We start from the raw sequence: 17,105 nt of genomic DNA on the forward strand, positions 1-17,105 counted from the left end.
GATGAGCGATGCCTCCTCCCTCCCCGAACGCAGCGTCATCGTGCACCGTCACCTGACGGATGCCGGCGTGGACACCGAGATCCGCGTCCTCCCCGACTCTGCTCGCACCGCGGTCGAAGCCGCGTCCGCGATCGGCTGCGAGGTCGCCGCGATCGCCAACAGCCTCGTGTTCCTCGCCGACGGCGCACCGGTACTGGTGATGACGAGCGGCGGACACCGTGCCGATCTCGTGGTGCTGGCTCGGAACATCGGCGCCGCGGAGATCGTGATGGCACCGGCATCCGTCGTCCGGTCTGCCACGGGCCAGGCGATCGGCGGAGTCGCTCCGGTGGGCCACCCTGCCGCTCTGCGCACCTTCGTCGACGAGGACCTGCAGCGGTTCGACGTGATCTGGGCCGCAGCGGGACACCCGCACACGGTCATGCCGCTGACCTTCGACGAACTCCGTCGGATCACCGACGGTCAGGTCATCGCGGTGGTGTGAGTCACTTCACCGTGACTTCGATCTTCGCCGTCTTCTGATCTTCCGGCTCCTCCGGGATCTCCCCACGGAAGCGGTACTCGAACTCGATCACGGTCGTCCCCTCCCCCGCCGGCGCGAATCGGTACGTGACCTCGCTGGGCGCACCGGTCATGCCGTCCTCGCCGAGATAGCGCGAGCGCTCCTCCCCGGGGCCGAGTACATCGGCATCGGGCTCCTGCGTGATCTCCCAGTCCTCACCCACCGAGGAGTTGACCTCGCCGAAGTCGATGACGAGCGCCTCACCCGGGGCGAGAGTGACGGAGTCCGCCGTGTGGTCGATGACCTTCTCAGCCGCGCCGGCGCAGGACGCGAGTCCCGCTGCAACGGCGATCGTGCCGACCAGGATCACTGCGGACCGAATGAATCCGTGCATCGCACTCCCCCTCCGAGATGAGGATCACGGTATCGCATGTCGCGTCAGAGGAGCGGCGCGAACGATACGGGGACCGTCACGTTCGGCGGGACCCCGATGAACAGGGGCGCGACCTGTTCCGGCGTGTAACCGGCGATGCCGCAGCCGACCGGTGTGAGCAGGAACCGCAGTTCCGGGTGCACCGACGCATAGGCGATGAAGGCGCGCGCCTCGCTCTCGAGCACGTCCAGCCCGCTCATCGTGTCGATCGCGTAGGTCTGACCGTGGCGCCCGTGGCCCTCACCCCACACCGCGCCGAACCTCTCATGGGCGATGCGCGCCGCGCCGCCGCCATGCAGGCCTCCCGCATTCGAACCGAACACGAAGACCTCATCCGGACGCAGCTCGGAGATGCGCTCAGGGGTGGTTTCCATAGCGGAACACTACGCCGCAGCCGCGAAAGCAGAAAAGCCCCGGAAACTGGCGAGAGTTTCCGAGGCTGATCCGTGCACCCCCTCGGACTTGAACCGAGAACCCACTGATTAAGAGTCAGTTGCTCTGCCGATTGAGCTAGAGGTGCGTGGCCCGGGATGACCCCGACCGAGGAATTACATTACCAGCCGATGGGCCCGAGGCGAAATCGAGGTCACCCCGGGCGTGGCAGACGCCGGACGGACCAGAAACCTGGCGGAACGTCCCTCTGGCCGCCTCGCACGAACGACTATTCTGGGACCGTGACCGCCTCCCCCAGCGACGACCTCCTCACCCGCGACCTCGAGCTCGCGCTCCGCCTCGCGGATGCCGCCGATGCCCAGTCGCTCCCGCGTTTCGACTCCGCGGACCTCGAGATCTCGACGAAGGCCGACAACTCGCACGTGACCGACGCCGACCTCGCGACCGAGCGCGCGATCCGCGGCATCCTCGAGGCCGAGCGCCCCGACGACGGCATCTTCGGCGAGGAGTTCGGCGCGCAGGGCAGCACGCAGCGCCAGTGGATCATCGACCCGATCGACGGCACGGCGAACTTCCTCCGTGGCGTCCCGCTATGGGGCACGATGATCGCCCTCGCGATCGACGGAGTCCCCCAGGTCGGGGTCGTGAGCATGCCGGCGTTCGGGCGACGCTGGTGGGCGTCCACGGGCAACGGCGCATGGACGTCGAGCCCCGAAGGACCCCGACGGATCCAGGCGTCCTCGGTCGCCGCACTGGACGATGCCAGCGTCAGCTTCCAGAGCATCGCGCAGTGGTCGCGCGCCGGACACCGTGATGCGCTCCTCACGCTCGCGGATCACGTCTGGCGCGATCGCGCGTACGGCGACGTCTACGCCTACATGCTCCTGGCCGAGGGCCGCATCGACATGGTCGCCGAGTTCGACGTCAAGGAGTACGACATCGCGGCAGCCGTGCCGATCGTCCGGGAAGCGGGCGGACGCATGACGTCGTTCGACGGCGAGGACACGATCTCCGCCCGCTCGACCCTCGCCACCAACGGCGTCCTCCACGATGCCTTCCTGACGCTCCTGCACGACTGATCGGACTGCGAGACCCGCCATGCTCCGCCGCATCATCTCCGCCGTCGCCGGTGGACTGGTGGCGCTCGGCGCACTGGCAGCCTGCGCGGCGCCGTCGGATCCGCCGGCCTCCTCGCCCTCCGCGTCGACGGCGAGGACACCTGACACGGACGGTGGACCGACGGGCTCCCCCTCCGCGACCGCACCGGGCGAGGAGATCTCCTGCGAGACGATGATCTCGCCGGGAACGGTGGACGCGCTCTCGGCGGCCGGATGGACCGCGCAGCCGAAGGAGTTCGTGATCGGCGGCGTCGAGCTCACCGCCGGGATGCTGTGCTTCTGGGCGGACTACTCGGTCGGCTCCGACCACGGACAGCTCTACGGGTGGTCGCCGATCACCGCCGAGCAGGCCGCCGAGGCCCAGGAGGCACTGGCTGCCGGCAAGTGGCGCCGTGAGGAGGGCCCGCAGGGCGTGTACTTCACCGAGGACCCCGAGTACTCGATGGGCACCGACGACGACGGCTACGGCATGACGTACCTGTTCGGCGACGGCTGGGTGAAGGTGTCCGACACCCGGCAGGGCCTCATCCTCGTCACCTGGTCCGGCTGAACCGAACGCCTCCGTGCGCTCAGCGATTCTCCGCGGAGCGCACACGACCGATCGGCACGACACTGGGCTTGCCGGTGATCGGATCGGGCACGACCACGCACGGGAGGCCGAAGACCTCCTCGACGAGCTCAGCGGTCACGATGTCGGATGGGCGTCCCTCCGCCACCACCTCGCCGTCCTTCATCGCGATGAGGTGCGTGGCATAGCGGGCGGCGTGATTCAGGTCGTGCAGGACCGCGACCAGCGTGCTTCCTCCCTCGTGCAGGTCGGTCAGCAGCTCGAGGAGCTCGATCTGATGAGCGATGTCGAGGAACGTCGCCGGCTCATCGAGGAGCAGGAGCGGCGTCTGCTGCGCGAGGACCATCGCGACCCAGACCCGCTGGCGCTGTCCTCCCGAGAGCTCGTCGACGAGTCGTGCGGACAGCTCCGTGATCCCGGTCGCCGCCATCGCCTCGTCGACCGCGGTCTGATCGTCGTCCGACCACGGTCGCATCAATGTCTGGTGGGGATATCGACCTCGCGCCACGAGGTCCGACACACGGATGCCGTCCGGGGCGAGCGAACTCTGCGGGAGGAGACCGACCCGGCGCGCGACCTCCTTGGCGCGGTAGCTGTGGATCTCCTTCCCGTCGAGGACCACATCGCCCTTCTCCGGCCGGATGAGGCGCGAGAGCGCACGCAGCAGCGTGGACTTGCCGCAGGCATTGGGACCGACGATCACCGTGAAGGAGCCGTCAGGAATCGCGACGGTCAGGTCTGTGGAGATCGTCCTTCGGTCGTAGCCGATCGTCACCCTTTCGGCGTGCAGGCGGGTCGAGGGCTTTCCGGTCATCGACGGAATCCTTCCTTGATGAGCAGCCAGGCGAAGTAGCCGCCGCCCAGCACCACGGTGACGAGCCCCACGGTGATCTCGAAGCGCTGGCCGATGAAGTCCGCCGCGAGGAGCAGCACCGCACCGGTCAGGCCCGCGCTCACCATGTCGAGCCCGGGAGACCGGACGAGTCTCCGGGCGACCTGAGGGGCGACGAGAGCGACGAACGAGATCGGCCCGGCGGCAGCCGTCACGATCGCGGTGAGCGATACGCCGAGCACCGTCATGATCAATCGTGATCGCTCGAGGCCGACGCCGAGCGCTCTGGCAGCGTCGTCCCCGAGCTCGAGCTGGGCGAATCCGCGCCGCACCATCGCGACGAGCGGAAGGACGACGACCAGCACGAGAGCGAACGGCAGCAGCTGCTCGGCTCCGAGGGCCGAGAAAGAGCCGAAGCCCCAGGCGATCGCGGCTCGTGCCTCCTGGGCGCCGGTGCTGATCAGCAGGTAGCTGTTGATGCCGACGAGGAAGGCCGAGAGCCCGATGCCGACGATGATGAAGCGGAATCCCTGGATACCGCCGCGACAGGCCAGAACGTAGACGAGCAGCGCCGTGACCACCCCGCCGAGAACGGCGCCGGTGGCGATCAGCGTGTAGGAGACGCTGCCGAGAACGAGCATGACGACGAGCGCGCCGGTGTACGACCCGGCGTCGAAGCCGATGACATCCGGGCTGCCGAGAGGATTGCGAGTCAGAGATTGGAAGATCGCGCCGCTCACCCCCAGTGCGATCCCCCCGAGCACGGCGAAGAGAACCCGGGGCAGACGCCACTCGAGGACCAGCTTGCGGACGTTGCCCTCCCCGGATCCGGTCAGCGCGGAGAGGACCTGCGCGAGATCGAGCTGGAACGTTCCGATGGCGAGGGCCGCCATACCGAGTACGACGAGCACGAGGACGAGGACGATGCGCACGACGAGGGTGCGCATCTCGATGCGCCAGATCGCCCCGCCCATCCGGACGGAGAGCACGCGCGGCGGTGCGTCGACGGTGAGCGCGCTCACAACCCACTCACCTTCTTGCGTCGTGCGAGGGCGATCAGCACGGGCGCCCCGACGATGGCGGTGACGATGCTCACCTGCAGCTCGCCCGAGGGGAGCACGACACGACCGATGACATCGGAGAACAGGAGCATGCTCGGCGCGACCACGGCGGAGAAGGGGATGATCCAGCGCTGATCCGGGCCGGTGAACCATCGCACGGCGTGCGGCACCATGAGTCCGATGAACGCGATGGGGCCGGCGACGGCGGTGGCTCCGCCGGCCAGGACGGTCACCCCCACCACGGACAGGATCCTGGTGCGCACGAGGCGGGCGCCCAGCGTGCGCCCCAGGTCGTCACCGAGCGCGATCGCATTCAGCGGACGGGCGAGGAGGAAGGACAGCAGGAGGCCCGCCCCGATCAGGGGTGCGATGACCGCGAGTGCGCTCTCATCGCGCCCTCCGAGGCTGCCGAGGCCCCAGAAGCGCAAGGTGCTGAACACCTCCATGTTCTTCAGGATCACGATCGAGGTGATCCCGCTGAGGACGGCGCCGATCGCGACTCCGGCCAGCGTCATCCGGCCGGGAGAGGGACCGCCCCGACCGGCGGCGCCGATCAGATAGACGACGAGCGTCACGACGAGCGCCCCGCCCAGAGCGAACCACACGTACGCGCTCGGACCGCGGACTCCGAGCAGGCCGATGCCCATTGTGACCGCGAACGTCGCACCGGCGTTGACCCCGAGGATGCCCGGATCAGCCAGCGGATTACGGGTGAAGGCCTGGATCAGGGCACCGCACACTCCGAGCGCGGGACCGACGACGAGTCCCACGATCGTGCGCGGCAGACGCGAGTCGCGGACGATCGCCTGGGCATCCGACCCGTCGAAGTCCACGAGCGCGCCGATGGCCGTCGCGGGCGGGAGCGCCTTCGCGCCGACCATCAGGCTCAGCAGCACCGCGATGAGGAGGACGATGATCGCGAGAGCGAGACCGCCCGCTCGAGATGCCGCGCCGCGGGACGTCGGAAGACGTTCCGCGGCGCGGCTCGACACGGCGGTCATCGATCAGTTCGACGAGGGGACGCCCGAGGAGAGCGCGTCTGCGAGGTCATCGATGGTCGCCGGGATGCTGAGCACGCTCGGTGCCGTGGTCGCCCATCCGAGTCGTTGGTCCTGGAAGAAGTAGTACGAGCCGTCTGCGATCGGCGCCCAGCGAGCGAGCAGCGGATCCTCGACGGTGTGCGCGACCTCGTCCGGAGTGTTCGCCCACCCGACGTGGAACTGCGACTCGATGTCGCCGACCTCTTCCAGGCTGACGTTCGCGAAGAACTCCTCGGTGCTGTCCTCGAGCGCGGCCACGTCGGGCGACGACACGAAGCCGAGCTGTTCGAGCAGCGGCACCCGCGGGTCGCGCGGCAGGTAGAGGCCGATCGAGGTCTCGCCTTCGGCGACGAACCAGCCATAGGTGAACACCACGTCCTGGAACTCCGGGTGCGCCTCGGCGGCGGCGGCGATCGCGGCGTCGGCCTCGTCGAGCAGGACCTGTGCTTCCTCCTCCTTGTCGAGGATCGATCCGATCGTGAGGGTGAGCTCTTCGCGATCCGACGCCCACATCGATTCGGCGAATCCGACGGTCGGGGCGATCTCGGAGAGACGCTCGTAGTCGGTCTCCGTGATCCCCGAGTGGTTCGCGAGGATCACATCCGGTCCGAGGGCGAGGATCTGCTCGAAGTCGTATTCCGCGGCGTCGGTGAAGGAGATGATCTCGGGCAGCTCTCCGCCCAGCTCCTCGACCTTGTCGGCGAACCACGGCAGGTACGTGTCGACGTTCCCCCAGCTGAAGTCCTCGACGCCGACGGGCACCTCGCCGAGGGCGGCCACCACATCCTGCGAGTACCAGCCGAGGGTGACGATGCGCTCCGGCTTCTCGTCGATCGTCGTCTCCCCGTACGCGTGCTCGACGGTCAGGGGGTACACCCCGGAGCCACCGGATGATGCGGCATCCCCCTGGGACGAGTCGGCCCCCGCACAGGCGGAGAGGGCGGATGCGGCGACGATGAGCGCGGTGAGCGCGACGAGCGCTCGCGGGGCGCGCCGGAGGGGGCGGGACATGGGACTCCTCGGGTGGAAGGCAGGGATGACGCGCTCCAACATAGTGAAGGCTTACCTTATTTGCTATCGTCCTGAGAGGACTCCTATCTGCTTCGAACTCCCGTGGCCTGTCCACCGGGGACGATCCATGGCCGTTGCGAACGGCAGAAGGGCGGGATGCTGTGCTTGGAACGACATCCGAGAATCTGGAGGCGCATCGGGAGAGAGTCGCGTCCGATCAGTATTTCGAGCCGCATCTGCACGACACGGACCAGTTGGCGTGGATCCCGGGCGGTGCTCGCGTCGTCATCGGTCGATCGCGATGGCACCTTCACGCCGATCATCTCGTGTGGATCCCCGCCCTCACCGAGCATGAGATGCGGATGGTCGGCTCGGGCGACATGTTCAGCATCTACCTCGATCAGTCCCTGCGCCTCCCCCAGGACCGCTGGGACCGTCCGCTCGTCCTCCCCGTCGACACCGTCGGCGTGGCGATCATGCAGGACCTGTGCGCGCACGCCACCGAGGATCGTCGTCTGCAGGCGTCGGTCGCGCTCCTGCTCGAGATCCTGTCGGCCACGGACGAGAGCTACGACGCCCTGACGGTGCCCTCCGATTCCCGCGCGCGGACCGTGGCCGACGCCATCCTGCACGAGCCCCACATCGACCGGGACCTCGGCGCATGGGCTCGCGACCTCGGAATCAGCACGAAGACCCTGCACCGGGCGTTCCTGGCAGACACCGGGCTCTCCTTCAGCGAGTGGCGCACTCGCGCGCGGGTGTACGCCGCCGAGCGGCTGCTCGTCGACGGCCTGCCCGTCACGGACGCCGCGGAGATGGTCGGATACCGCACAGCCACCGGCTTCATCAAGGCGTTCCGGCAGGTCTTCGGATCGACCCCCGCTGCGTACATCCGCGCGAAGCGCAGAGCGCGCAGCGCCGGTGCTCCACGGATCTCGGGGAACTCCCGGCCGCGGAATGTCCCTGCCCCGTGACAGGCTGACGACGTGGAATCCCTCTCGCTTCGGCCCTGGCACGACGACGACCTGCCTCTGCTCCGCCGCGCGAACACGCCGGAGATGACGTCGCATCTCAACGGCCCGGAGACCGACGAACAGGTGGCCGATCGCCATGCGCGCTACCTGCGGTATGCGCAGACCGGCGAGGCGCGGATGTTCGCGATCCTGCTCGACGCGGAGCCCGTCGGCTCGATCGGCTACTGGAGGCTGCGCTGGAAGGAGCAGGAGGTGTGGGAGACCGGGTGGTTCGTCCTCCCGGAGGCGCAGGGGCATCGTGTCGCCGCGCGCGCTCTCGGGCTCCTGATCGACGACGCCCGCCGCCACCCCGAGAGGCGTGGCAAACTGGTCGCGTTCCCGTCGGTGGAGAATCCGCCGTCCAACGCCGTGTGCCGGCGCGCCGGCTTCGTCCTGACGGGATCGGAGACGGAGACGTTCCGCGGGACACAGCTGACGATGAACGAGTGGGAGTTCGATCTCACCGCGCCGCCCATCACCGTCTAGCGGGCGACGCATCCGCGCACCGCATCAGCTCCGCAGTGGCACCCGGACGTCTCCCCCGGACTCCTGGGTGAGCCGCTCCCCCATCTGCACGAAGGTCGGCGACGCGATGAATCCGCCGGCGAAGAGAGCCTGACCCTGCGCGAACGTCTGCGCGCGGCGGATCACCTCGTCCGATGCGAAGCCGAAGACCTCCGCGAGCTCGGCCAGATCGCGCGGCGCGTTCACCCGCATCAGCGCCAGGTTGTCGCACTGGGAGAGCACGTTCGGATGGATCTTGGTCGGACGCTGCGTCGACAGGAGGAGCCAGAGCCCGAACTTCCTGCCCTCGGCGGCGATCTGGACGAGCTTCGCCGTCAGCTCCCTCTCCACAGCGGTGGAGGGTTCCGGCGAGCAGAGGTTGTGCGCCTCGTCGATGACGATGAGCACGGGTCGACGTTCCTCGCGTCGCGCCCAGAGGTGCTCCAGCACCGCGAGGGCGGCGACCTTGGGCTCCGCCGGATGGTCGAAGCCGCCGAGGTCGAGAACGGTGGCACGGGGCCGCTCCTGGACGTCGTCGACGACGGATGCCGCACCGCGGGACCAGAGATCCCACTCGAGCACCTGCAGGTTCTCCATGCGGTTCGCCAGACGCGCCTGCATCGGGTCTCCGCTCGCACGGAGGCCTCGGATCATCTGTGCTGTATCGAAGGTCTCGGAGACCATCTCCAGGTGCAGGAGGATGTTGTACTCCTCGGCGTCCGCGATGGGATCGATCTGCAGTACGGCAGCCTTCGATGCCGGGGAGAGGTCGACGTATCGCACCCGCAGCGGGTCTCCGTCGGCATGACCCGAGCGGAACACCCGCACATCGAGCCCGGAGATGCGGCTCGCCTCGGCCTCTCCGGCGGATGAGCGCACTTCGCGCAGGCGCACGAAATCGGCATTGGGGTCCAGGATGAGCAAGGGGAGGTCGGTGTGGAGCAGCAGCTGCTCGAGCACGACACCGAGCGCGTACGTCTTGCCGCTGCCGCTCTGACCGCACCAGAACGTGTGCCGATTGAACCTCCGCGGATCCAGTTGCACCTGCGCGGCGTCATCGTCGATCGCTGCGCCGATCGTCAGCTCCGGCATACGGGGACCTCCTCCTGCTCCTCCCCAGAGTGCACCCTCCGCCGCGCGCAGGGAAGAGGCGATCGTCCCCGGCAGACGCGAAAGGCCCGCCTCCTCGGTCTCCCGGGGAGGCGGGCCTTTCACCCGCGACAACGGCTTGGTGGAGCTGGGGGGAATCGAACCCCCGTCCAACGCTGCTAATCCACGCCTTCTCCGGGCGCAGTCTGCGAAGACGTTCTGCTCGGCTCCGACCTTTGTCACAGACACCTAAGTCGACGAGCCCAGCCTGGGAAGAGTCCCGCGTGACGTCCAGACGCCATCACACAGCAAGATTCCTAGATGACGCCAGGGTCCGTGTCGGAATCACACACGGTCTGACGGACTATCGGGCTCGCTTATGCAGCGAGGGCGAAGTCGTTGCGCTTGGTTTCGGCAACTATTTTTTTGCAGAGAGCGTTTACGAGATAACTCTGCATCCTCGGCCCGCTTCTCGTGGATACACAGGCGCTGTCGAAACCGATCAGCCCCGTGGTCCTTCTCTCGAAGGAGCCGTTGTCGCACTGTGGAATTTTCACCCCGGGTGCGGAACACCCGAGCATCTCAGACTACAACGTCTGGAGCGGCTTCGCCATTCCGCGGAGGCCCGACCCGCTGGCGTAGAGTCGCCCCATGAGCGAAGTCACGGTCACCGTCCGCGGCGAGCACGAGGCGCGTGTCGCGCCCGAGCGCGCAACCATCCGCGTCAGCGTGCGAGCGGAGGGGCCTGAGCGCACTTCCGTCGTCGAGCAGGTGATGCGTCTCGCCGAACCGGTGCGCGGAAGCATCACCGAACGAGCGGATGCCGGCAGCGTCGTCGATTGGACGAGCAAGCGGCTGTCCGTGCGCGCGGAGCGCCCCTGGAACAACGAGGGCAAGCGCCTCGCACCCGTCTACTACGCCAGCATCGACTTCACCGCGACCTTCGTCGAGGCATCCGAGCTCTCCATCTGGGTGTCGGACATCTCCCCCTGGGACGGCGTCGAGGTCGGCTGGGTCAACTGGCATCTCACGCCGGAGACCAGCGCGCGGATCGAACGCGAGGTCGCAGCGCAGGCCGTCGGCGTCGCCGTCACGCGCGCCGAGACCTACGCCCACGCGCTCGGACTCGAAGGGGTCACTCCGCTCGAGATCGCCGACGTCGGACTGATCTCGAGCGGCCAGCCCGCGCCTCCCGCCCCGATGATGAAGGTGCGCGGTGCGGCGTTCGCCGCGGACTCGGCGCCCGCGATGGAGTACGAGCCGGAGGACATCGTGATCTCCGCAACGGTCGAGGCGCGCTTCCTCGCCCGGTGACGGAGGTCCGCCTCAGCGGGTGAAGGGCTCCAGCTCCGCAGCGAGACGCTCGGAGACGCGCGCGTGCACGGCGGTCCCGTCCTCCTGGTGATCGACCGAGAGCAGCATGCCCGTCTCGTGGATCGCAGCGATCAGATCGCCGCGGTCGTACGGGACGACCGCGTGAACCTCGACGGCCGGCTTCGGGAGGGCCTCCTCGATCGCGGCGCGGAGTTCGGCGATGCCCTCGCCGGACCGCGACGAGACGAAGTGCGCGTGCGGCTGCAGGCCGCGCAGCACCAGGCGCTCGTCCTCGCCGATGAGGTCGGCCTTGTTGAAGACCACGATCTCCGGCAGGTCGCGCACGCCCACATCGCCCATCACATCGCGCACGGTCTGCAGCTGGCCCGCGGGATCGGGGTGCGATCCGTCGACGACGTGCAGCACGACGTCGGCCTGCCCGACCTCTTCCAGCGTCGAGCGGAACGCCTCCACCAGCTGATGCGGGAGGTTGCGGACGAATCCGACGGTGTCGGTGATCGTGTAGACGCGGCCGTCCTCGGTCTCCGACCGGCGGACCGTGGCATCGAGGGTGGCGAACAGTGCGTTCTCGACCAGCACACCGGCGCTCGTCAGGGCGTTGAGGAGACTGGACTTCCCGGCGTTCGTGTAGCCGGCGATCGCGACGGACGGGATCGTGTTGCGCTTGCGCTCGGCGCGCTTGGCTTCGCGAGCCGGACCGAAGTCGCGGATCTGCTTGCGCAGCAGCGCCATCTTCGTGCGGATGCGACGTCGGTCGAGCTCGATCTTGGTCTCACCGGGGCCACGGGAACCCATACCGGCACCGCCGGCACCGACCTGGCCGCCGGCCTGACGGCTCATCGAGTCGCCCCAGCCGCGGAGGCGGGGAAGAAGATACTCGAGCTGCGCGAGTTCGACCTGCGCCTTGCCCTCTCGGCTCTTCGCATGCTGGCTGAAGATGTCGAGGATCACCGTGGTGCGATCGATGACCTTGACCTTGACGACGTCTTCCAGTGCACGCCGCTGGCTCGGGGCCAGCTCGGTGTCGGCGATCACGGTGTCGGCGCCGACGGCTGCGACGATGTCCTTGAGCTCCTGCGCCTTGCCCCGGCCGAGGTACGTGGCGGCATCCGGATGAGGACGGCGCTGGAGCACACCGTCGAGCACGACGGCGCCGGCGGTCTCGGCGAGAGCGGCAAGCTCGCGCAGCGAGTTCTCGGCATCCTCCTGAGCACCCTGCGGGTAGACGCCCACCAGCACGACGTTCTCCAGCCGCAGCTGCCGGTACTCGACCTCGGTGACGTCCTCGAGCTCGGTCGAGAGCCCGCCGACACGGCGCAGCGCGTGGCGATCCTCGAGATCCCACTGATTGCCGTCCGTCGTGGAGTGCGTCGCCGTCGATTCGTCCTGCAGCGCCTGCGCGGCACCGAAGACGCGCACCTCGGATCGCTTCTCTGCGTTCGCGAGGACGCGGTCGAGCGCCTCGTCATCGGTGGAGTGGGTCGTGGTCTCCGTCATCCGTTCCTGATCTCTGCTTTCGTTGCGAGCCTTAACCTTAGCCCGGGCGGTCCGGTACGCTCACCGTATGGGGTCTGAACATTACTTCACTGCGGCCCCGGCAAGCCCCGAGAATCTGCGCTCGATCCGTGTGTCGCTCGCAGGCCGTGAGCTGGATGTCACCACCGCGGGTGGAGTCTTCAGCCCGGATCGGCTGGATGCCGGCACCGCCGTGCTACTCGCCAACATGCCCCCGGTACCTCCGGGCGGCAACCTGCTCGACCTCGGCAGTGGCTGGGGACCGATCAGTCTCTCGATGGCCCTCGCCGCTCCGCACGCGACGGTCTGGGCCGTCGACGTGAACGAGCGAGCCCTCGATCTCGTCCGCCGCAATGCCGCGGCTCTCGGGCTCACCAATGTCAACGCCTCTCTGCCCGACGATGTTCCCGGCGACGTCACATTCCGCACGATCCGCTCGAACCCCCCGATCCGTGTGGGCAAGAACGAACTGCACGGCCTCCTGGAGCGCTGGATCCCCCGACTCGACGACCGCAGCGACGCCTGGCTCGTGGTGCAGCGGAACCTCGGTGCGGATTCGCTGCAGCGATGGATCGGCGCGACCTTCCATCCCGGCTACAGCGTCTTCCGCACCGCCACGGGCAAGGGCTATCGCATCCTCAAGGTGCGCAAGCACGGCAGCCCGCCGACCGAGCCCATCGCCGTCGCCTGACGCCGTATTCGCCTGGCGCGGCGCTCGCCTGAGGCCCGTCAGACGAGGTCGACCTCGCCCTGGAACACCAGCTGCGCGGGGCCGGCCAGTCCGACGTGCTCGCCGTCTTCCGCCGGGAACATGCGCACGCTCAGCGTGCCGCCGGGAACCTCGACCTGCCAGTTGTTCGGGGCCTGCTCGCCGGCCCAGTAGCGCACCGCGAGTGCCGTCGCAGCGATTCCGGTGCCGCAGCTGAGGGTCTCGCCGACACCACGCTCGAAGACGCGCATGCGCACGTGTCCGATCCCGTCGCGGACCAGCGGCTCGCCCGGCACGACGAACTCGATGTTGGCGCCGGCCGGCAGCGCAGGCTCCAGGTCCGGAGCACGGTGCAGCTCCACCGAGGCGAGCTCTGCCTCCGAGGCGAGAGCGACGACCACGTGGGGGTTGCCGACGTCGATGCCGAGGCCGGGACGTGTGACGGGGAGCCCGTCCACACGCACCAGGGGGTCGTCGCCGGAGAGCTTCCACAGGCCGAGATCGACCTGATACCCGGTTGCGCTCCGCGTCACATCGCGCACGCCCGCGCGCGTTCCGATCGGCAGCGTCGAACCCTGCTCGATCGTGGCGAGTCCCGCGCGCACGAGGAAGTGGGCGAAAACCCGGATGCCGTTGCCGCACATCTCGGCGATCGAGCCGTCGGCGTTGCGGTAGTCCATGAACCACTCGGCGTCGGGCTCTTCCGCAAGTGCGGCCGCCCCCTCGGCGATCGCGGAGGACCGCACGACCCGAAGGATTCCGTCGGCACCGATTCCGAAGTGCCGATCGCAGAGGACGGCGACCTGCTCGACGGTCAGATCGAGCTCCCCGTCGGGGTCGGCGATGATGATGAAGTCATTGCCCGTGCCGTGTCCTTTGGTGAATGCGACCATGAGCCCAGTCTAGGGATTGCACGAGGGCGGCTCGCTCCACGCCTCTCAGGCGCGCAGCACGCGGTACCGTCCGCAGAGGAAGCTGCGATTGCGCGCGACGTCGAGGAGTTCGAGATCGAGTTCGCGCGGGAGCAGCGGAGCGCCGGAGCCGAGCGTCACCGGCGCGTACTGCACCCAGACCTCGTCGAGCAGTCCGGCATCGGCGAACTGTCCGGCGAGGTCTCCGCCGCCGATGACCCAGAGATCCTTGCCACCGGCGGCCTCGACCATCTCGGCGTGCACCTCGGAGATCTCGCCCTGGGTCAGACGGATGTCGGCCCCGTCGGGAACCTCGAGGTGACGGTGGGTGAACACCCACGCCGGCTGGGTGTATCCCCAGCGGCCTTCTTCGTGCCGCATGACCCATTCATAGGTCGACGCCCCCATGGCGAGCGCGCCGATCGTCTTCTCGAAGCCCTGATAGGCCATCGGCCCCTCGGGGTCGATGTCCTGCTTCAGGAGCCAGTCGAGCGAGTGCTCGGACGTCGCGATGAATCCGTCGAGGCTGGACGCCGTGAAGAAGTGTGTCGTCATTCCGACAGCGTCGCATCGACCTCCGACATCGTGCCCGTCAGACGCCGACGATCCCGTCGAGGCCGGCGGTCGCTTCCCGCCACTCCACCTCGCGGTACCGCTTGAACCAGGAGACCTGTCTTCGGGCGTAGCGTCGCGTGAGCGCCTGCGTCTCGGCGATCGCCTCCCCTTCGGACAGGCGTCCGTCGAGCTGTCCGAGCGCCTGCGCGTAGCCGATGGCGCGACTCGCGGTCACCCCCTGCTCGAGACCCTGACGGCGGAGCTCGGCGACCTCGTCGACGAGCCCCGTCTCCCACATCCTCTCGACGCGCGCATCGAGGCGCTCGACCAGTGCCGGGCGATCGACGTGCAGGCCGATGATGCGGGTCTGCGGGTGCCAGAGGGTCGGGTGCTCCGGGAGCGCCGCCCCGTGCGTGCTGCCGCCCTGCTCGAGCACTTCGAGCGCACGGACGACACGTCGACCGTTCCGAGGGTCGACGCGTCGAGCGGTGATCGGGTCGCGGGCCCGGAGCCGCTCGAGGAGGGCGTCCGGTCCGTCGGCCTCCAGTTCCCTCTCGAGGCGTTCGCGGATGGCCGGGTCGCGCGGAGGGAAGTGGAACTCGTAGACCACGCTCGAGACGTAGAGACCTGAGCCCCCGACGAGGATCGCGTCTCCGCCGCGTCCGTGGATCGCGCCGATCGCCGTCCGCGCCTGCGGCTGGTACCAGGCGACAGCGGCCTCCTGATCGACCTCGCGCACATCGAAGAGGTGATGCGGGATCCCTCTCCGCTCCGCGAGCCGCAGCTTGGCCGTACCGATGTCCATGCCGCGATAGAGCTGCATGGCATCCGCGTTCACGATCTCGGCGGGATTGCCTTTCGAGCGCAGCGCCTCAGCGAGGTCGAGGGCGAGGTCGCTCTTGCCGGTGCCGGTCGCCCCGACGACGGCCCAGAGCCGCGGGCCGTCGGTCACACGCCGACGCGCAGTGTCGGAAGACCGAGCGACACGGCCCGCGGGCCGCCATCCGAGCTCGGGGCCGGCACAGCGCACGACTCGGACTGCGCGCGATCCCACGCATCTCCGCCGCGCGTCCGCCGGATCCGCAGCGGCGCACCCGTGGGGTCGTCGGCGAGCAGGTGGAAGGGCGCCGCGTGCGTGACCGTCACGGTGACGACGTCGCCCGGTCGCGGAAGGTCCGATCCGGGGGTCACCTCGAAGTGCACGAGACGGTTGTCCTCCCCTCGGCCGGTGAGACGGTGCGTCTCGGCGTCCTTCTTCCCCTCGCCGGTCGAGACGAGCACGTGGATCTCGCGACCGATCTGCTTCTGGTTCTCCTCCAGGGAGATGCGCTCCTGCAGGGCGATCAGACGGTTGTACCGGGCCTGGACGATATCCTTCGGGACCTGATCCTCCATCGTGGCGGCGGGTGTGCCCTCACGGATCGAGTACTGGAACGTGAAAGCCCCCGAGAAGCGCGCCTGCTCCACGACGCGCATCGTGTCCTCGAAGTCCTCCTCGGTCTCGCCCGGGAAGCCGACGATGATGTCGGTCGTGATCGCGGCATGCGGGATGCGGTCGCGGACCCGGTCGAGGATGCCGAGGAACCGCTCGCTGCGGTACGAGCGGCGCATCGCTTTGAGGATGCGGTCGCTTCCGGATTGCAGCGGCATGTGGAGCTGGGGCATCACGCTCGGCGTCTCGGCCATGGCGTCGATCACATCGTCGGTGAAGGCGGCGGGATGAGGGCTCGTGAACCGGATGCGCTCGAGGCCCTCGATCTCTCCCGCCGCTCGCAGCAGCTTTCCGAACGCCTGACGGTCACCGAACTCGACACCGTACGAGTTCACGTTCTGTCCGAGCAGGGTGACCTCGATCGCACCGTCGTCGACGAGCAGCCGGATCTCGTTCAGGATGTCGCCGGGACGACGGTCCTTCTCCTTGCCGCGCAGGCTCGGCACGATGCAGAAGGTGCAGGTGTTGTTGCAGCCCACGGAGATCGAGACCCAGCCGCTGTGCGCGGAATCGCGCTTGGTCGGCAGCGTGGACGGGAAGACCTCGAGAGACTCGAGGATCTCGAGCTCGGCATCGCCGTTGTGACGTGCACGCTCGAGAAGACCGGGCAGCGAGCCCATGTTGTGCGTGCCGAACACGACGTCCACCCACGGCGCCTTGTCGAGCACGGCCTGCTTGTCCATCTGCGCGAGGCAGCCGCCGACGGCGATCTGCATGCCGTCCTTGCGGCGCTTCACGGAAGCGAGGTGCCCGAGCGTTCCATACAGCTTGCCGGCCGCGTTGTCGCGCACCGCGCACGTGTTGATGATGACCACATCGGCCTCTGCGCCCTCGGACGCGCGCACGTACCCCGCGCTCTCCAGCGACCCGGACAGACGCTCCGAGTCGTGGACGTTCATCTGGCACCCGAAGGTGCGCACTTCATAGGAACGCTGTCGGCCGTCGACATCGATGGCTGCCGACGACGCGCTGATGATCGTCGGTTCACTGCGCGGGATAGTCATGATCCTCCCATTGTACGAGC

19 protein-coding genes, 1 tRNA gene and 1 other RNA gene are annotated in these 17,105 nt (G+C 68.4%); 7 read left to right on the top strand and 14 right to left on the bottom strand.

Annotated elements, in window-relative coordinates; genetic code table 11:
- Position 1 precedes the first annotated feature (1 nt).
- Positions 2-484, top strand: coding sequence for a YbaK/EbsC family protein (locus LBN7_RS00630; protein ID WP_407360671.1), 483 nt, complete (start codon positions 2-4; stop codon positions 482-484).
- A 1-nt stretch (position 485) separates the two neighbouring features.
- Here the strand turns inward: LBN7_RS00630 and LBN7_RS00635 are convergent, their stop codons facing one another.
- The 3 genes from LBN7_RS00635 to LBN7_RS00645 all read right to left on the bottom strand — a co-directional run bounded on the left by LBN7_RS00635 (position 486) and on the right by LBN7_RS00645 (position 1,455).
- Positions 486-896 carry a protease inhibitor I42 family protein gene (locus LBN7_RS00635; protein ID WP_407360672.1) on the bottom strand — a complete coding sequence of 137 codons (411 nt, stop codon included), beginning with the start codon at positions 894-896 and terminating at the stop codon, positions 486-488.
- A gap of 44 nt (positions 897-940) precedes the next feature.
- Positions 941-1,309 (bottom strand): hypothetical protein, encoded by a 369-nt coding sequence (locus LBN7_RS00640; protein ID WP_407360673.1) that lies wholly within the window; start codon positions 1,307-1,309, stop codon positions 941-943.
- Positions 1,310-1,382: 73 nt separating this feature from the next.
- Positions 1,383-1,455: transfer RNA gene (locus LBN7_RS00645), tRNA-Lys, on the bottom strand.
- Between the two features lie 154 nt (positions 1,456-1,609).
- On the opposite strand from LBN7_RS00645, the gene hisN reads away from it, so the two are divergent.
- A complete protein-coding gene (gene hisN, locus LBN7_RS00650; protein ID WP_341945545.1) occupies positions 1,610-2,407 on the top strand; it encodes a histidinol-phosphatase in 798 nt (265 codons plus the stop codon).
- Between the two features lie 19 nt (positions 2,408-2,426).
- Positions 2,427-2,996 carry a hypothetical protein gene (locus tag LBN7_RS00655; protein ID WP_407360674.1) on the top strand — a complete coding sequence of 190 codons (570 nt, stop codon included), beginning with the start codon at positions 2,427-2,429 and terminating at the stop codon, positions 2,994-2,996.
- A gap of 19 nt (positions 2,997-3,015) precedes the next feature.
- Here LBN7_RS00655 and LBN7_RS00660 read toward each other — a convergent pair whose 3' ends face one another.
- The 4 genes from LBN7_RS00660 to LBN7_RS00675 are packed head-to-tail and all read right to left on the bottom strand — an operon-like array spanning position 3,016 to position 6,958.
- Entirely contained in the window at positions 3,016-3,828 is an 813-nt protein-coding gene (locus LBN7_RS00660) for an ABC transporter ATP-binding protein (RefSeq protein ID WP_407360675.1), read from the bottom strand.
- Entirely contained in the window at positions 3,825-4,868 is a 1,044-nt protein-coding gene (locus LBN7_RS00665) for a FecCD family ABC transporter permease (RefSeq protein WP_407360676.1), read from the bottom strand. Before LBN7_RS00665 ends, LBN7_RS00660 begins: the two co-directional genes overlap by 4 nt.
- On the bottom strand, positions 4,865-5,908 hold the full coding sequence (locus tag LBN7_RS00670; RefSeq protein ID WP_116635152.1) for an iron chelate uptake ABC transporter family permease subunit: 1,044 nt from the start codon (positions 5,906-5,908) through the stop codon (positions 4,865-4,867). Before LBN7_RS00670 ends, LBN7_RS00665 begins: the two co-directional genes overlap by 4 nt.
- A gap of 3 nt (positions 5,909-5,911) precedes the next feature.
- A complete protein-coding gene (locus tag LBN7_RS00675) occupies positions 5,912-6,958 on the bottom strand; it encodes an ABC transporter substrate-binding protein (RefSeq protein WP_165808047.1) in 1,047 nt (348 codons plus the stop codon).
- Between the two features lie 161 nt (positions 6,959-7,119).
- On the opposite strand from LBN7_RS00675, the gene LBN7_RS00680 reads away from it, so the two are divergent.
- Together LBN7_RS00680 and LBN7_RS00685 are read left to right on the top strand one after the other, a co-directional pair.
- Entirely contained in the window at positions 7,120-7,932 is an 813-nt protein-coding gene (locus LBN7_RS00680; RefSeq protein ID WP_407360677.1) for a helix-turn-helix domain-containing protein, read from the top strand.
- A 12-nt stretch (positions 7,933-7,944) separates the two neighbouring features.
- The gene (locus LBN7_RS00685) at positions 7,945-8,457 is read left to right on the top strand and encodes a GNAT family N-acetyltransferase (RefSeq protein WP_116635155.1); all 513 of its coding nucleotides are present in this window, start codon (positions 7,945-7,947) and stop codon (positions 8,455-8,457) included.
- A 24-nt stretch (positions 8,458-8,481) separates the two neighbouring features.
- Here LBN7_RS00685 and LBN7_RS00690 read toward each other — a convergent pair whose 3' ends face one another.
- Together LBN7_RS00690 and ssrA are read right to left on the bottom strand one after the other, a co-directional pair.
- Complete coding sequence (locus LBN7_RS00690; RefSeq protein WP_116635156.1) at positions 8,482-9,567, bottom strand: ATP-binding protein; 1,086 nt, start codon at positions 9,565-9,567, stop codon at positions 8,482-8,484.
- 137 nt (positions 9,568-9,704) lie between these two features.
- Positions 9,705-10,074: a transfer-messenger RNA gene (gene ssrA, locus LBN7_RS00695) on the bottom strand.
- A 141-nt stretch (positions 10,075-10,215) separates the two neighbouring features.
- Between ssrA and LBN7_RS00700 the strand changes: the two genes are divergently transcribed.
- Entirely contained in the window at positions 10,216-10,878 is a 663-nt protein-coding gene (locus tag LBN7_RS00700) for an SIMPL domain-containing protein (protein ID WP_407360678.1), read from the top strand.
- 12 nt (positions 10,879-10,890) lie between these two features.
- Here the strand turns inward: LBN7_RS00700 and hflX are convergent, their stop codons facing one another.
- Positions 10,891-12,219 carry a GTPase HflX gene (hflX, locus tag LBN7_RS00705; protein WP_407361688.1) on the bottom strand — a complete coding sequence of 443 codons (1,329 nt, stop codon included), beginning with the start codon at positions 12,217-12,219 and terminating at the stop codon, positions 10,891-10,893.
- Positions 12,220-12,463: 244 nt separating this feature from the next.
- Here hflX and LBN7_RS00710 point away from each other — a divergent pair, with 244 nt between their 5' ends.
- The gene (locus LBN7_RS00710; RefSeq protein WP_407360679.1) at positions 12,464-13,105 is read left to right on the top strand and encodes a class I SAM-dependent methyltransferase; all 642 of its coding nucleotides are present in this window, start codon (positions 12,464-12,466) and stop codon (positions 13,103-13,105) included.
- 38 nt (positions 13,106-13,143) lie between these two features.
- Here the strand turns inward: LBN7_RS00710 and dapF are convergent, their stop codons facing one another.
- The 4 genes from dapF to miaB are packed head-to-tail and all read right to left on the bottom strand — an operon-like array spanning position 13,144 to position 17,085.
- Positions 13,144-14,016 carry a diaminopimelate epimerase gene (gene dapF, locus LBN7_RS00715; RefSeq protein WP_116635163.1) on the bottom strand — a complete coding sequence of 291 codons (873 nt, stop codon included), beginning with the start codon at positions 14,014-14,016 and terminating at the stop codon, positions 13,144-13,146.
- Positions 14,017-14,061: 45 nt separating this feature from the next.
- Entirely contained in the window at positions 14,062-14,589 is a 528-nt protein-coding gene (locus LBN7_RS00720; protein WP_341945557.1) for a dihydrofolate reductase family protein, read from the bottom strand.
- Positions 14,590-14,626: 37 nt separating this feature from the next.
- The gene (gene miaA, locus LBN7_RS00725) at positions 14,627-15,541 is read right to left on the bottom strand and encodes a tRNA (adenosine(37)-N6)-dimethylallyltransferase MiaA (protein WP_341945558.1); all 915 of its coding nucleotides are present in this window, start codon (positions 15,539-15,541) and stop codon (positions 14,627-14,629) included.
- Entirely contained in the window at positions 15,538-17,085 is a 1,548-nt protein-coding gene (gene miaB, locus LBN7_RS00730; protein ID WP_341945559.1) for a tRNA (N6-isopentenyl adenosine(37)-C2)-methylthiotransferase MiaB, read from the bottom strand. The genes miaA and miaB overlap by 4 nt, the downstream gene beginning before the upstream one ends.
- Positions 17,086-17,105: the final 20 nt, after the last annotated feature.

Source organism: Microbacterium sp. LBN7 (assembly GCF_045690345.1).
In the GTDB taxonomy this organism is placed as follows: domain Bacteria; phylum Actinomycetota; class Actinomycetes; order Actinomycetales; family Microbacteriaceae; genus Microbacterium.